Origin of the sequence: Persicobacter sp. CCB-QB2 (genome assembly GCF_001274635.1) — a bacterium.
GTDB classification, from domain to species: Bacteria; Bacteroidota; Bacteroidia; order Cytophagales; family Cyclobacteriaceae; genus Persicobacter; species Persicobacter diffluens.
Window position 1 is genome coordinate 1420759 of record NZ_LBGV01000001.1, and the last position, 16101, is coordinate 1436859.

Annotated in this window: 12 protein-coding genes and 1 pseudogene; 10 read left to right on the forward strand and 3 right to left on the reverse strand. The window is 41.5% G+C overall.

The window, feature by feature from the left end; genetic code table 11:
* Positions 1 to 1748: pseudogene (locus tag NG22_RS06380) on the forward strand (ABC transporter ATP-binding protein).
* Positions 1749 to 1883: 135 nt separating this feature from the next.
* On the opposite strand, the gene NG22_RS06385 reads toward NG22_RS06380, so the two are convergent.
* Entirely contained in the window at positions 1884 to 2588 is a 705-nt protein-coding gene (locus tag NG22_RS06385) for a hypothetical protein (RefSeq protein ID WP_172674341.1), read from the reverse strand.
* A 59-nt stretch (positions 2589 to 2647) separates the two neighbouring features.
* Positions 2648 to 4036 (reverse strand): Mbeg1-like protein, encoded by a 1389-nt coding sequence (locus NG22_RS06390; protein WP_082305009.1) that lies wholly within the window; start codon positions 4034 to 4036, stop codon positions 2648 to 2650.
* Positions 4037 to 4118: 82 nt separating this feature from the next.
* Between NG22_RS06390 and NG22_RS06395 the strand changes: the two genes are divergently transcribed.
* From NG22_RS06395 to NG22_RS06415, 5 genes are all read left to right on the forward strand, one after another.
* A complete protein-coding gene (locus NG22_RS06395; protein WP_053404961.1) occupies positions 4119 to 5468 on the forward strand; it encodes an ATP-binding protein in 1350 nt (449 codons plus the stop codon).
* Between the two features lie 204 nt (positions 5469 to 5672).
* Positions 5673 to 5921, forward strand: coding sequence for a hypothetical protein (locus tag NG22_RS06400; protein WP_053404962.1), 249 nt, complete (start codon positions 5673 to 5675; stop codon positions 5919 to 5921).
* 94 nt (positions 5922 to 6015) lie between these two features.
* Positions 6016 to 7908, forward strand: coding sequence for a phosphoglycerate dehydrogenase (serA, locus tag NG22_RS06405; RefSeq protein WP_053404963.1), 1893 nt, complete (start codon positions 6016 to 6018; stop codon positions 7906 to 7908).
* A 25-nt stretch (positions 7909 to 7933) separates the two neighbouring features.
* Positions 7934 to 9043, forward strand: a complete 1110-nt coding sequence (gene gmd / locus NG22_RS06410) for a GDP-mannose 4,6-dehydratase (protein ID WP_053404964.1) — start codon at positions 7934 to 7936, stop codon at positions 9041 to 9043.
* Positions 9044 to 9804: 761 nt separating this feature from the next.
* The gene (locus tag NG22_RS06415; RefSeq protein ID WP_053404965.1) at positions 9805 to 10176 is read left to right on the forward strand and encodes a hypothetical protein; all 372 of its coding nucleotides are present in this window, start codon (positions 9805 to 9807) and stop codon (positions 10174 to 10176) included.
* A 1091-nt stretch (positions 10177 to 11267) separates the two neighbouring features.
* Here the strand turns inward: NG22_RS06415 and NG22_RS06420 are convergent.
* On the reverse strand, positions 11268 to 11963 hold the full coding sequence (locus NG22_RS06420; protein ID WP_157600892.1) for a S24 family peptidase: 696 nt from the start codon (positions 11961 to 11963) through the stop codon (positions 11268 to 11270).
* 189 nt (positions 11964 to 12152) lie between these two features.
* On the opposite strand from NG22_RS06420, the gene NG22_RS06425 reads away from it, so the two are divergent.
* The 4 genes from NG22_RS06425 (at position 12153) to NG22_RS06440 (ending at position 16033) form a co-directional block, all read left to right on the forward strand.
* Positions 12153 to 12302 carry a hypothetical protein gene (locus NG22_RS06425; protein WP_216597605.1) on the forward strand — a complete coding sequence of 50 codons (150 nt, stop codon included), beginning with the start codon at positions 12153 to 12155 and terminating at the stop codon, positions 12300 to 12302.
* Between the two features lie 61 nt (positions 12303 to 12363).
* Positions 12364 to 14418, forward strand: a complete 2055-nt coding sequence (locus NG22_RS06430; protein ID WP_053404968.1) for a hypothetical protein — start codon at positions 12364 to 12366, stop codon at positions 14416 to 14418.
* A 9-nt stretch (positions 14419 to 14427) separates the two neighbouring features.
* Entirely contained in the window at positions 14428 to 15378 is a 951-nt protein-coding gene (locus tag NG22_RS06435) for an AAA family ATPase (protein ID WP_053404969.1), read from the forward strand.
* Entirely contained in the window at positions 15356 to 16033 is a 678-nt protein-coding gene (locus NG22_RS06440) for a hypothetical protein (protein ID WP_053404970.1), read from the forward strand. Before NG22_RS06435 ends, NG22_RS06440 begins: the two co-directional genes overlap by 23 nt.
* Positions 16034 to 16101: the final 68 nt, after the last annotated feature.

Consider the following 16101-nt stretch of genomic DNA (forward strand, 5'->3'; position numbering starts at 1 on the left):
GTGTCCAAAACCACCAAAACCTCCCTAAACTCCATTCAGTACGCATTCAAATCCATCATCTGGCCCAGACGAAAACTGCTCTTTTTAGGATTAATCCTGATTGTCATTAATCGTCTGGCAGGACTGGTGTTACCTGGCGCATCCAAATACCTGATTGATAATATCATCACTCCTGGAAATTTAGACTTGCTACAATATTTATTAATGGCGGTGGGCGCTGCTGTAGCCGTACAGGCGATCACCTCTTTTTTCCTGACCAAATTACTCAGCGTAGAAGCTCAAAAACTCATTGCGGAATTGAGAGTGAAAGTGCATCGTCAGGTGATTCAGCTTCCGCTGCATTATTTTGATGATCACAAATCCGGTGAAGTAGTTTCGCGAATTATGAACGATGTAGAAGGGGTTCGGAATTTAGTCGGCACCGGACTGGTGCAATTAATCGGTGGCATTTTGACCGCCATCCTGTCGCTAATCCTGCTGATCAACATCTCCCCCAGCCTCACCGGATTTGCCTTATTGCCCCTGATTCTATTTGCCGTAATTTCCACTCAGGCCTTTAAATTTATTCGCCCTATTTTCCGGGAGCGCTCCAAAATTCAGGCAGAAGTTACCGGAAGGCTGACAGAATCTATCGGTGGAATTCGCGTGGTGAAGGGATTCAATGCCGAGGAATTTGAATTGACCACCTTTGAAAGCGGTGTGGACCGGATTTTTCAAAATGTTAAAAAAACACTGACTTCCACCTCCCTGATCACTTCTTCGGCCACCTTATTATTGGGAGTAGCTTCCACGGCCATCATGGGACTGGGAGCCTACCGAATCATTGAGGGGCTCATGACCGTGGGGACTTTTTCGCCTTTACGCTTTATCTGGGATTTATGGTGGCGCCCATCGTGCAGATGAGTTCCATCGGGACTCAAATCACGGAGGCTTTTGCCGGACTGGACCGAATGGAAGAAATCTTCCAACAGGAAAAAGAAGGAGAAGAAAATGACCGAACTTTGGAGCTGAAAAACACCCAGGGGTATTTCAGCTTTCAAAAAGTCAACTTTTCCTATGAGGAAGGAAAAGAAGTACTGCATGACATCAACTTCGAAATGCCCTCCGGATCGGTAACGGCGCTGGTGGGCAGTTCCGGCTCAGGCAAATCCACCATTGCCAGCCTGACCGCCACTTTCCTGCAACCATCTTCCGGTGAAATTTTGCTGGATGATCAGCCACTTGCTCAAATTAAATTATCTGCATATCGTGATCACCTTGGACTTGTTTTACAGGAAGATTTTCTGTTTGAAGGTACGATCAAAGAAAATATTCTTTTTGCCAAGCCGGAAGCACAGGCCCATGAGGTGGAAAATGCCATTAAATCTGCCTATGTGAATGAGTTTACGGATCGCTTTGAGGAAGGCCTAGACACCTTAATTGGCGAAAGAGGCGTAAAGTTATCCGGTGGACAGCGACAGCGGATCGCTATTGCCCGGGCGCTATTGGCAGATCCGAAAATATTGATACTCGATGAGGCTACTTCCAATCTGGATACAGAGAGTGAAGCAATGATACAGGAATCCCTGGCGCATCTGATGAAAGGCCGTACCACATTGGTAATCGCCCACCGATTAAGTACCATCCAAAAGGCCGATCAGATTCTGGTGCTGGAGAAAGGTGAGATTGTGGAGCGGGGCAATCACGAAAGTCTGATCGCAGCAAAAGGCCGATATCACCAACTCTATACCTATCAAAGTAGAATTTAGCAGGTTAATCACTTCGCCAAACAGCTTATAAAAACTTCGAAAAGCCGCGCAAAAAGAGAATTACTATTTTTCATTTGAATAAAAAAAAGGATTCGATCAATCACCGAATCCTTTTTTCCTTTTCAAGCTAATATTTTATTGATTAAGCGATAAACGCTTATTGGTTTTAGCATATGTACCAGGACTCACCTCCCGAACCAAATTCAAAAGGGTATCCACATTAAAATCGGAAACTGGCTTATTTGATTTGAAAATAATATTCAGACGCTGCTGCACCAATGATTCCTCTACTTCCACCGTTTTATTGATCAGCCCCCGATCTACCACCTCCTTTGGAGTAGTAGCTTTAAGAAATTTAAAGTCTATCCAAAAAGAAGCCTTTGGATGATCTTTAAACTTTTCCAACAATTGCTGTAAGTCCCCCAGCATTTGCGTTTGATTCTCCGCATTCACTTCCCCAATAATATCTGCAAAAATCTTCACCGATACATAAGGCTCATTTATCAGCATTGCGGTGGACACCTCTGATTGCGCCCAAACCTCCTCCGTATAACGCTCATCCGAAAGCACTACGGAAGCATAAATATAAGCGGTTCCAAATTTGGCCTTCCAATGGTCATTGATATAACGATTAAACTTATAGGAAAAGACCGCTCGATCATATTCATCCATAAACTGTTGAAATCCCTCATCGTGATACCCACGAAATACGATATTGGGATTTTTTAATGGATAAGCCTGAAAACCGTAGTTACCACGTACAGCAGAAAACTCATCTCTGATAATATGAAATTCTTCCTGATACTTTTCTTCTAAATGTGCTTTTAGCTTCTTTTCCATGGAGGTATTACAGGACAATAATGTTAAAACGAGCGTAAAAATAAAAAAAATACGGATCATCATGCGTTCATTTCTATTTTTGACCAATCAAAAGTTTCAATACTCTGCACCACATACTTTTCATCTGCTGTCATGGTTCGATTCTCCGAGGCAATTTTTCCGAAAATTGTTGCTTTTATTTTTTTGAAAATTTCGATTAACTCCTGCTTAGCCTCCTGAATAAATTTAACAACATTACCTATTTTATCTCTCACACCTTCAGCTACTGCTCTTTCAGACTGAAATGGATAATATTCATGACCGGAAATAACCGCCGCTTCATTCATTTTTTCCAACCCAAGCCCCTCCCCTTTGGCAAAATGCTCCTGACTGGAATAATAGGTCTCATCTAACTCCGTGGTACGCCGAAGTTCCTGAAACTGATCAGAGGAAAAAACATGTTTTAAATGCCCTTCTTTCACTCCGGCGATAATGGTTTTCAAGGTTCCATATAAATCCCAAAGCCTGGTCTCCATGATTTGTTGAGTGGTCATCCAGGGCGTCCCAAAATCATGCGTGTAAAATACGCCGGGTATACTTTCATCACCGGCTTTATCCACCAAATCGCCCACCACAATATGATGAAATACTTCCGGACGATCTTCCTCCGGAGTTTGCTTAAATTTTTCGACAGAAGCCGTATCAATTCCCGGCGCCTGAAAGGTAAACGCCTGCCCGATACGGGAAGCATAATTTGCCGTCACCAATTGCGCCAATGCTCCCCCCAGACTATGACCGGTTACATCCACCTTCCCATCGGAGCGGGCAATCAACTTTTCTATTAATTCCTGATTCGCTATAAATTGCGGCATGCCCACAGCGATCGGGTCCAAATCTGCCAAAATGGTATCAAACTCACTGACTTCCGTTCCCCGAAATGCAATGATATCGTTCCCCTCGTCATTGCCCAAATAAGCATACTGAAATCCTTTTTTACCACGCTTGATTTCCACAAAGTAATAACCAAAGCTTTCAATCAAATCATTCAGTCTTTCGGGCAATTCAGTAGTCTCCTCCTGATAGGCCAGATTATGCGCGACAAACTCAAAAAACGCGTGCCGATCGGCATCCGTCTTTAAGGCCTGTGTAAGCTCCTGCCCTTTTTGGTATTCCTCCTCAGAATTGTAGTGAATAGGACGAATGCTTTCCCCCTCCCCATTTTTCCCGGTAATTTCAATACCCTCTTCATTTCTCCGAATACTCCCGTTTTTCAAACCCTCCACCCCACGTACCGTCTCATGGGCATCATACTGCCGGTGATCATAGCTTTGGTATGGGTCCATAAGCAACTCATCAGCCAAAATTCGAAAATCTGGCGACTGATATTGATATTGATGTAGTGGATCGTTGTGGAGCAAGCCATTCCTTGGATTATTCCCAATATTATGATCCGGCCGAAGTGATCTCATATTATTTAATACAATTATACTTAATCAATATATTTATATTTTTATAATTATCTTAAATTAACCCCTTAGAATTAGAAGAAAAATGGAAATTAATAACCAAAACCTAGGGGTAATAAGTAGCGACATCTTATTGCTCATTAAAATAATTGAAGAAAATTTCCCTGATAATCAATCACTTGAAGGAGAATTCAGACAATTCAAGGGTATTGATCCGGAAAGAATTATTCAATTATATATTCAGTCAGCATTTAAAGATCAAATTGAGCCAGAACTCAACCCTGTTGAGTATTTCATTTTACTTTGCGCGGTAGCTCCCCACCTTTACCCCCCGACCTTTCAAAGGTTCGTGTTTTTACTCCAACAAAACCCCATTACCTTTGCCGCGGTGGGCGGACAGTTTCAAAAAGAACAGACCCTTTTCTACCCGACCATTGAGACGATATTATTCTTACTTTTGGGACATAAATTGAAAGATCGGATTAGTTTTTTAACCCTTTTCGATCCCACAAATACCCTTTTCACCCAGAACCTTGTTCAACTCACCAGTGTCTCTCCGCAGTTTTCTGCCAATACCCGACAAATTTACCCCACTGCCGAATTATTAGCATTGGTGCGAAGCCAAACCTATTTACCGGAATACAGTACCGATTTCCCCGCCAGCAGAATTTCTACCGAGCTTGACTGGGAAGACTTAGTATTACCACATGACACCCTGGAAAGTCTCGAAGAATTGAAAATGTGGATGTTCCATGGTAAAGAACTACATCAGCATCCGGAATTAAGAAAAAAAATCAAACCGGGTTACCGTGTGCTTTTCTATGGCCCTTCCGGTACCGGCAAAACATTAACGGCCTCCTTAATTGGAAAAACTTTCCAATTGCCCGTTTACCGCATAGACCTGAGCATGGTGGTTTCTAAGTGGGTGGGGGAAACAGAGAAAAACCTCAAACAGCTATTTGACACCGCAGAAAACAAAAACTGGATTCTATTTTTTGATGAGGCCGACTCCATTTTTGGAAAACGTACCCAAACCAATAGCTCCAATGATAAATACGCCAATCAGGAAGTCTCCTACCTATTACAGAGAATAGAGGACTTTCCCGGACTGATTATTCTGGCCTCCAACTTAAAAAGTAATATCGACAATGCCTTTAATCGAAGATTTCAGTCCAATATCATCTTTCCCATGCCTGATGAAGACATGCGTTACGCCCTCTGGGAAAAGGCTTTCCCAAAAGATTTCCCCCTAAGTGAAGAGGTGGATTTATGGGAAATTTCCAGAAATTATGAATTGGCCGGTGGGTCCATCACCAATATTATCCGCTATTGTGTATTGAAAGCCATGCAGGGCAGTGAAAAAATGATACAATCGCAGGACCTGCGATATGCTATTGTAAGGGAATTCAAGAAAAGTGGTAAAATGGTAAAATAGCTAAAATAAATGGAGGATGTTCTGCATTAAGTGAAATCGGATCAGCAGTACGAAATTCCCTTCTAAGCTTTTCCATATAAATAATATAATCTTCTTTTTTTCAAAAACCCTATTTATCAACCGCTTAAAAACAGCTCTCGCACCCGCTACAGTATTATTAGGATCAAAAATGCCTCAATTGAGAATTTTCTGTATTTTTGGTACATGAGATCCATTATATTAAAGATTATCATTAAAAAAATGGGAAATGCCATTCCCTTGGATATTTCCCAACACCGACGTATCCCATGCTACTCTCTGACAAGTTTTGAGTTCGAGGAAAAACTTTTTCAAATCCAATACAACCCTCAGGAGGGCACCACGGAGGCTGCTATAATTCAGGAACACCTGATTGCCCTCCATAAAAAATACAAAATTCACCGTTTCGAAATTTTAAAACCAGAAGCGAAATAGTTGTGAAAAATCTCGTTTTATAGACAAAACATTTGAAAATTAGCAATTAAATAAGGAATTTCCATTTTTAATATTACCAAACAACCATTCATCCATGGAAGCGCAGAACAATTTCATCATTGACTATGACAGCACCTTTATCCAAGTGGAGTCTCTGGACTTTTTAGCCAATAAGGCCTTTTCCAGAGCTGCAAATGCTGAAGAACTTATTTCGACCTTTAAAGCGATAACAGACCGGGGGATGAATGGAGAAATTTCTTTTGAAGAATCCATCAATCACCGCCTGAACCTACTAAAAGCAGATAAAAGCCTCATTGCCGAAACTGTAGAAGAGCTTAAAGCTTTAGTGACGCCTTCATTCAAGAGAAATGCCGAATTCCTCAAAAAAAATGCGGAGAACATTTACATTGTTTCCAATGGTTTCTTTGAGCTGATTGCTCCTGTAGTAGGAGAATACGGCATTCCGGAGTCCAATATTTTTGCAAACCGCTTTGTATTTGGCCCTGAGAACCGCATTATCGGTATGAATAAGGAAAATCCATTATCCGGAAATCAGGGAAAAGTGACCGTAGCCAAAGCTTTGACACTGGAAGGGTTCACCTATGTGATTGGTGATGGCTATACGGATTATGAAATTCGTCAGGCGGGTCTGGCGGATCGTTTTTATGCATTCACCGCCAATGTGAGCCGCAAAAGAGTGTTGGAAGTTGCAGATCACGAAGCTCCAAGTCTGGACGAAATCCTTTACGACTTAAAAATTGAAGGAGCCGTTTCCTACCCCAAGTCCCGAATTAAGATTTTATTACTGGAAAACGTACATCCTAATGCGGCAGAGGCACTTCGTAAAGATGGATTCCATGTAGAAACTTATCCGGCAGCCATGGATGAGGACATGCTCCTGGAGAAAATCAAAGGGGTTTCTATCCTAGGCCTGCGTTCCAAAACTAAATTGACCCGCAAAGTGGTGGAGGCTGCCGATCGATTAATCGCGGTGGGCGCATTCTGTATTGGCACCAATCAAATAGATCTTCCTGCCTGTACCGAAAAAGGAATAGCCATTTTCAATGCCCCATTCTCAAACACCCGCTCCGTAGTGGAATTGGCCTTGGGACAGATCATCATGTTGATGAGAAATGTGCATGATGCCAGCATCAGCATGCATCAGGGAAAATGGAGCAAAACAGCCAAGGGTTGTTTCGAAATCCGTGGAAAAAAACTGGGCATCATTGGCTATGGCAATATTGGTTCACAGTTGTCCATTTTAGCAGAAGCAGCCGGTATGGATGTCTATTATTACGATTTGGGCGAAAAACTACCGCTTGGTAATGTCACCAAATGCGAAACCATGGAAGGCCTACTTTCTATTGCAGATGTGGTTTCCCTGCACGTAGATGGTCGCCCTGAAAACAAGAGTTTCTTTGGGGAACGCGAATTCAAATTGATGAAAAACGGATCTGTGTTCATTAACCTGAGCCGGGGCCATGTAGTGGACATTGAGGCACTGAAGGAAAATATTGATTCCGGCAAATTGCTGGGAGCCGCTGTGGACGTGTTCCCATCCGAGCCAAGAAGTAATGATGATCCTTTTGAGTCTATTTTGATCGGATGCAGAAACACCATTCTCACTTCCCACATTGGCGGATCGACACTGGAAGCGCAGGAAAATATCGCGGACTTCGTCCCTACCAAATTAGCCCAATATGTGAACAGTGGCTCCACTTTAAACAGTGTGAACTTCCCTGAAATTCAGTTGGGTAAAATTGAAGGTGCACACCGCCTGATTCACATTCACCGCAATGTTCCGGGGATTTTGGCCAACATCAACCAGGTGTTCGCTAAACATAAATGTAATATTTTGGGACAAAATTTAAAAACAAATGAGTCTATAGGCTATTTAATCACGGCAATAGACAAACAATACGATGATGAGGTGGTTCAGGATTTAAAAAATATCCCTGATACCATTCGCTTCAGGGTATTATATTAATCCCTACATCATCAAACATATTTTTATGAAAAAGGCGCTAATCACCGGTGTAACCGGACAAGATGGAGCATATTTGGCGGAACTGCTTTTGGAAAAAGGCTATGAGGTGCACGGTATTAAAAGACGAAGCTCTTTATTCAATACTTCCCGCATTGACCACCTTTATCAGGATCCGCACGATAAGGATATCCGCTTTAAGTTACACTACGGTGATTTAACCGATTCCATGAACCTCACCCGCATTATTCAGGAGGTGCAGCCGGATGAAATCTATAACCTTGGGGCCATGTCCCATGTAAAAGTTTCCTTCGACACTCCTGAATATACGGCCAATGCTGATGCGGTGGGTACCTTAAGAATTCTGGAAGCCATCCGGTTATTGGGGCTGGAGAAAAAGACCAAATTCTATCAGGCCTCAACCTCGGAGCTTTATGGATTAGTGCAGGAAATCCCACAAAAAGAAACCACTCCTTTCTACCCTCGTTCCCCCTATGCGGTGGCTAAAATGTACGGCTACTGGATTACGGTGAACTATCGGGAGGCTTATAATATGTACGCCTGTAATGGTATTCTTTTTAATCACGAGTCTCCTTTAAGAGGAGAAACTTTCGTCACCAGAAAGATTACCCGTGGGGCCGCAAAAATCGCCCTTGGGCTGGAGGAAACCATTTTCTTAGGAAATATGGACGCCAAGCGGGACTGGGGACATGCCAAAGATTATGTAAAAGCGATGTGGCTGATGCTGCAGCAGGATGAAGCGGAAGATTATGTGGTTGCCACAGGGGTAACCACCACTGTTCGTGATTTTGTAAAAATGGCTTTTGGGGAATTAGGCATTGAGGTGGAATTTTCAGGAGAAGGTGTCAAAGAAGTAGGACGGGTGAAAAGCTGTTCCGGGGAATACCAATTACCGGAAGGCGCAGAGGTTGTGAAAGTGGATCCGAAATATTTCCGCCCCACCGAAGTAGATTTACTAATAGGAGATCCGACCAAGGCCAAAACCAAGTTAGGCTGGGAATTGGAATATGATTTACAGGCGCTGGTAAAAGATATGGTATTAAGCGATATGGAAATTTTCAAACGGGATCAATTCCTTCTGAAAGGAGGGCACAAAGTTTATAACCAATACGAATAAAAAACGGGAGTCGAAAGACTCCTTTTTTTATGCAATGCACCTAAAGCTTTAAAAGAAGGATTTCCCAAATTCGCAATTATCCGGGCAATTGAAACCTTCACATTGGAAATATTACCATAACACCCCTTGAAACACCCTATCCAAACTAATCAAACACACTTGCCCAGCATCAAACCATATAAAATTTCGAATTTTCAGCCCCGCTCGCAATTTAATTCCAGAAACGGATTATTCCACTTCCTAAAGCCTTCCTTTTAATCACCAAAACCAATCCGTGACAAAAGTCATAAATATTCAAAAAATACAATTAAGTAAAAATTTTAGGCAAGCTTTATTCTCACTCCAATTTCCACCTTAACAATCAATTCACAGTAAGATTATCGAAAACACCACAGAATCTATCTGTTTTTGAAAAATTCATAATTAGCCCACCAACATTTAATAAATCCGTAATATTTAAGCGTAAATCAGGCAAATAATCAACACTAAACCCCAAATAGAAAGTTTTTTTAAAATTTTCAAAAAAAATTAAAAAGCCTCCAAATCACCCCAAACAGAATAAAAGGTGTCCTTTTTGACCAAAACAAAATAAATTATGGTATTTGCCATTCCCGCAAAATTCTCTGAACAGGCCGTGTTTTAAGGTTTTTCGAGCGGACTTGTTCTTTAAAAATTACTATGTACATTTGTAATGTCATCAGGGAATAAAACGCCACTAATGACAACATAAAGGATCATTAATTATTCAATTCTTTTCAGTCATGAAAGCCCTTAAAATTTTAGTAGCACTTTTTATGATAAGCGGGAGCGCTTATGCTACTACTCCTCCAGCAGGAGATGCTGTTGTGGGTGAGGCCAATGTCGACATGATGATCGTGAGCTTTGATCACGAAAATGCTAATTTAGTATTATCTATGGAGGCGCATGCAGATCATGTGATCAGTACCATGATTGATCTGACAAGAGTTAATGAACTGGCATATAAAACCAGAATTTACCGTTATTTCGGTGGCTTGTTAAAAGCGGAAAATATGGCTTTCAACACCATTACCTTAAAGAAAAACGGTGAAACCACTTCTGTTCCATTTACAAGAGAAAATCTTTCTTCTGTAGTAGAACAGGCCATGAATTAGAAAGTAATAAGGTTAAAGGATAAGCATTATAGGTAATTGGGACTCCTGCTGTAAAGGCAGGAGTTTTTTTTTTCAGGCAAACATCTCAAAAAAATTCAATTGGCTAATTCCCCCACCCTTTGAAAAATCACCCTCCTTCACCCGTTCTACCCGCCTACTCCGGCCACTTAGGAGCAAGTTGACTAGCGCTACCCTTATTTTACGAATTTGTTAAATTTTAGAAAATTTTCAGCACCATTTTTACGAAATACATTTATTTTAAACTTTCTGAAAAAAATTTTATAAGGACAATCGTGAGAAAGGGCAATATTATTCCGCTTTCCAGGTAAAAACAAGCTGCCCGAAATGTACTTTACCATAAAGCCGAAATGTTGAAAAACCAACAATCAGACCGGTCCACAAACAGGCTTTGACATTTAAATAATCCTACCTACCTTCATATCATCAAAGGGGCAAAAGGCCATTCAAACCTCCCTTTTTATATTTTTTTTACCCCGTAAATTTTACCGTGATGAGTATAAGGGGTAAAACCAAAAGGGCAAATTTATAAAAACAGCCAAAAGGGCAAAAAACCGCCATGCACATATCTGCAAGGCGGTTTTTTTGTGTCCTGGAGCTTAACCAGCTTAAAAACCAAATTTCCATTAACTACCATTTAACTACCATTTCATGACCGCATTTAAGGAGCTTACAGGAACGGAATTATCATTTTGCAGGTGAATACCAGAAACGTCTTTAAAGACCATGTATGTGGGGATTTACGTCATTTTATAGAAACATTTGGAGGGTGGTTTTGTTGCCGGTGGCTGAATCCTGGTCTTTTGCCCTTGAGGGTGGTTTTTGTGTATGGGGTGACAATTGGGGTGACAATTGGGGGGACAAAAGCAGGAAAAAAAACACCTATTTTTGATTGTTTTTCGCTAAAATCCCAAAGAAAATCTTTAAATTTTTAGAACATTATATCCCTCAATTGAAAAAACAGCAGCGCTAAAACAAATAAAGCACTTATTTTCAGTCAATTAGCGGTAATTAATGCTAAATCGAAATCCTCTTTGGTGATAATTGCAAAAATGCTTATTTGGTTTTTGGTGTTAATTCAGTCTAATGGAGGCCTTAACCATTGCAATGGCCCTAATTTTTGAAAAATGCACATCCTTTGGAGAGTGATGTCTATTTTGTGAGACTAAGGTTATAAAATCATTTCCCTGCTCTGATTTATGAATAAATTTCACTGACACAAACTCTTCTCCCGAAACCTCCACACTTATTAAGTACATTTCTCCCCAAAATATTTCGTCAATATCATTACTAACTATTTTGTAAGCCACCATATCTCCACTTTTAAGTAGTGGATACATGCTATCTCCTTTAACGAAAATTGCTCCATCACATTTAGGTAGGTTAGGGATTTTGATTGTATCTATTATGTTCTGCCTAGATGGAGAATCAAAAAGGTGAACTAACCCCGCAGTAGCTTCTAGATTATATAAAGGAATAACCTGGTCGTCCACATTCTCCTTATCAAATAATTGCGTAACCTCAACATCTCGCTCTTTTTTTATCATTGGCCCCTCTCCTGTAACAAGCCAGTTCAAATCAATGTCATCAAACTTGTTTGATATATCTAAAAGAATGTCCATGCTGGGCTTTTTTTCAGGGTCTTTTAATCTATTGAGCTTTTGGGAAGACCCATACTCCAAACCATTTAAAGAGAAGTCTCTAAGGTTTTTATACCCTTTATATTTAGACACTTCCATTAATCTATCAAAGAAGGTTGAAAAAATCATTGATGTTGTTTTGTAAAATCAAACTTGTTTTATATAATTGCAATACACTAATGCGTTTCGCATTGGGAATTAACAAATAAAAAAAATATTTACATTTTTCACTAACTCAAATTTCTTATGGTCTCACCAAAACGAATAATTTCGCCTCCTGCTCACAAACAAATCATTAGAAAGGAGCTAAAAATTAGTATGCAATCAGTAGACTTTGCATTAAGGTATGTAACCAATTCTCAGATATCTCACAAAGTAAGGCAAAGGGCTAAGGAGCTCTTAGAACAAGAGGCTAAAGAAGTCGTCATTGATTTAAATAATCAGGATGAGGAGCAATTGGATGATTAAAGCCTATTTGATTAGATGGGTAATTTAAAATGAGGTAATTACTACCACAATAATTAAATAGATGCCACATGAATGGAATGAATTATTGGTTGTCTTCATTGATGAAATTGTACCGGATTTCTGGAATAATTATGAACATTTAAAGCGAGAACTCCACCGCTACAAAGACAAAAAGTACGGTATCAAAAGAGCCCGGAGAGCATGCAGAGGACATCAGGCACTTATTCTTTTTGACTCCCTGCCAGAGGACGTCCGGAAAGCTTTAGGAGATCCGAGAAAAAGATTTGATCATCCCCTGGAGCAATATTATGAAGAAACTGAAGCCAATTATCGCTTTTATGAAGAATTCAAAAGGCCGGGTTTTGGGAATCTGGGACAGGAAGAAAAGGAACGTTACCGGGTGAATGCTGCCATGTGTGAGGCATTAATCGCACTGGATACCTGGAGACGGAAGGAGTATAAAACGCTCAAGAAGTCCACCAGAGGTTTAAATCAAGTTTTATTATCTGACGCAATGAGTTTTCAGGAAGTATTAAAAGAGAAGCACCACACCTCGCACACCTTACCATCAAGCTGGAGAGGGTTAAATGAGAAAATGCGTGCTTATGAGGAGAAAGGCCCCGTTGCATTAATAAAAGATGCTGAAGGTAATTCCCTTTCAAACGCAAGGAAAGTGGATGGCGCCTCTTCTATGATACTTGAAGCGCTCTTTGCCGGAGTGGATTACAAACCGGATGCCACTGAGGTAAGAAGACAGTTTGATACTTTTTTGGATGGTTATCTGGAGGTGGTTAATCCCGAAACAGGAGAATTATTTTCGCCAAAAGGGATGAAAGCTTTAAGTGATTCGGCTGTTCGCAGTTTCTTACGTTCATGGGATTCCAGTATTGGTACATTAGCCAAACGGCAGGGAGATCGCCAGAAATTGATTCAGCGATTTGATCCTTATCATTCTTTGCAACGCCCGGAGTTTGCAGGCTCATTAATCTCAATAGACGACCGCCAACCGCCTTTCTATTATGCGAAAGGGAAAAGGGCGTGGTTTTACCTGGGCATTGACTTAGCCTCTGAAGCATTCACCACCTGGGTCTCCGGAAAAAGTAAGGAAGGATTGATTCTGGAGTTTTACAGGCAAATGGTTCGTAATTATGCACAGTGGGGCATGCAAATACCGCATGGTTTGGAGTGTGAAAGTTCACTAAACAGCAGTTATCGTAAAAGCTTTTTAGCCAATGGAGCCATGTTCGGAGATGTCCGGATAGAAGCCAATAAAGCAAGAGCCAAACGGATTGAAGCTTATTTCAGACCCTTGCGTTACGGATTGGAAAAGAAACGGCATGGCTGGGTCGCGCGGCCTACCGCAGTTGCAGAAGCTAATCAAACCCAATACGGGCAGGGTAAGGAGGTGATACTCCCCTATGAGGAAATAATTGAAGGTTGTCTTCGTGACGTTGTCACCTGGAACAATACCTTACATTCTGATCAGGAGATGTATCCGGGAAAAACCCGCTGGGAAGTTTTCGTTGAAAACCAAAACCCCGGATTGAGTCAGACCCCTTATAAGTCGTTTTTACCTCATTTGGGTTACCACTCCAAAACTTCCTGTAATGCGGGTATCGTGAAACTGCAATACAGCGAATGGCTTTTGGGCAATGACGGAAAGATTGCTACTGGTGAAGAGTTGATTGAACTTATGCGCCGGGTTGAAGGCAAAGAACTGGATGTTTATTGGCTCAATGATAACGATGGTAAAGTGCTGAAGGCTATTGTTTATACAGATCGGTATATATGCGAATTGTTGCCTAAACCTGTTTATCAGCGTGCGGTGATTGAGCAAACCGATAAAGACAAGGAAAAGCAAAGTCTGATGTCTGCTTATGCGATGACCATTGCCGGATATCAGAAGCGCAGACGTAATGAGATTCAGGATGTGGTGGTCATCGATAATACACCGAAGCACAAACCACGGATTGAATTTACCATTGATGGCGTAAGTCAATATCAGGCTCCTGAGGAAGATGCACAGGAGATGCCTGATTTAGCCGATGAACTGGATATTGAGACATTGGATGAACGTCCGTCACAAGGCAGACGCTCATTAGATCAACGTTTTTAACAAACTATTATGAAAAACATTCAAATTACGGATGAGTACCGCAAAAAAGTACTTGCCGCCATACTGGAAGACCGGGAGCGGTTTGACGGTACGGATACTGATTATGCAAGGCGAATCGGTGTAAACAATTCAGTTTTCTCTTCGCTGAAAAAGGGGGAGATAGAAGGTAAACTGGCTTCGGAGAAATGGCTGAGTATTGGCAAGATACTGGATGTACACCTCGGGCAAAGAAACTGGAAGGCAGTGAGGACAGAGGTTTTTGAGCAGATTCAGGAAGATGTGGATTACTGCCAGCTCCATAGTCGTTCGATGCTTTTTGTGGATGATTGTGCCATTGGGAAGACTTTTGCGGCAAAATACCTTTCACGTAGTCGAAGAAACTGTTTCTACATGGACGCATCGCAGTGCAAGCGAAAGATTTCCTTTATCCGGACGATGGCAAGGACGCTCGGACTGGAGAGCACCGGACGGGTGGATGATGTGAAACAGACGGTGAAGTATTACTTATCCTCTTATCTGGGTGGCATGGAAGATAAGCCGCTTATTATCATTGATGAAGCGGGAGATCTGGAGTATTCGGCTTTTCTGGAGCTGAAGGAACTGTGGAACGCTACTGAGCACCGCTGCGGTTGGTACATGATCGGGGCAGATGGCCTCCGCAGGAAAATTACCAGGGGGATTGATGCAGAGAAGGTGGGCTTTCGGGAGATCTTTTCCCGCTTTGGCAACTCTTACAGTAAGGCAGTGCCAGTGGGTAAGGAAGCGCAGCAGGCATTTTACAAAAAGTTGATCGCTGATGTTGTTAAGGCGAATGCAACGGATAAAAAAGTAGTGAATGAGATCGTTAGAAGATGTCTTTCACATAATGACAACCGTGGTGGTCTGAGACGAGCAGAAGACCTTTTGATATTGTTGGATCAAAAGGATGTGCAAGGCCATGAAAATCAAAGCGCTGTTTGATGAAGCAGAAAAACTGAAACGTTTTCAGTTTAATGATGCCAAATGGGATGAGGTATTAGGCCAGCCCGGACGTGATGGGTTATGGTTAATACAGGGCCCGGAGAAGCATGGGAAAACCACTTTCTGTTTGGAGTTAGCCAAGTTTTTAAGTGGCTATGTTCAGCAAGTGTTATTTGTGAACTATGAAACGGGCGTAATTGAAACCTCTTTTGTAGATAGTTTATTGCGGGTTGGGATTCAACCAAAGGCAAAGGTGGGAAAGAATATTTTTTGGGAGGAATTTTTAGAATGGGATCACCTTATTAAAGCCATTTCCAATCCGGCAGAATCAAAAAGCCAAAAACCGGCACCTGCAAATATTGTCTTCATTGATAATATTACTTATGCAAGGCATGTTTTAAAAGAAGGCTGGATTGAAGCTTTACCGAAACAACATAAAAACACCCTCTTCATTTATGTGGCGCATGAGGAAGGCGGGGAAGTTGTGGGGGCTGAAGCAAAAGCAGCCAGGCGACTGGCAAAGATAATATTTCGGGTAGATGCTCATACCGCCTATGCTGGTGGCCGATGCCCGGGAGGAAATGTTTCTTTTACCGACAGGGCTCCTGCTCTGCACGGACATGAAAGAACTAAAGGAACGGCAATACATGCCTGATATTTTTTAAGTGAGCTGATCTCATTCACTTCAATAAATTGGGATCTATTATTTAGTATATCCAAAAC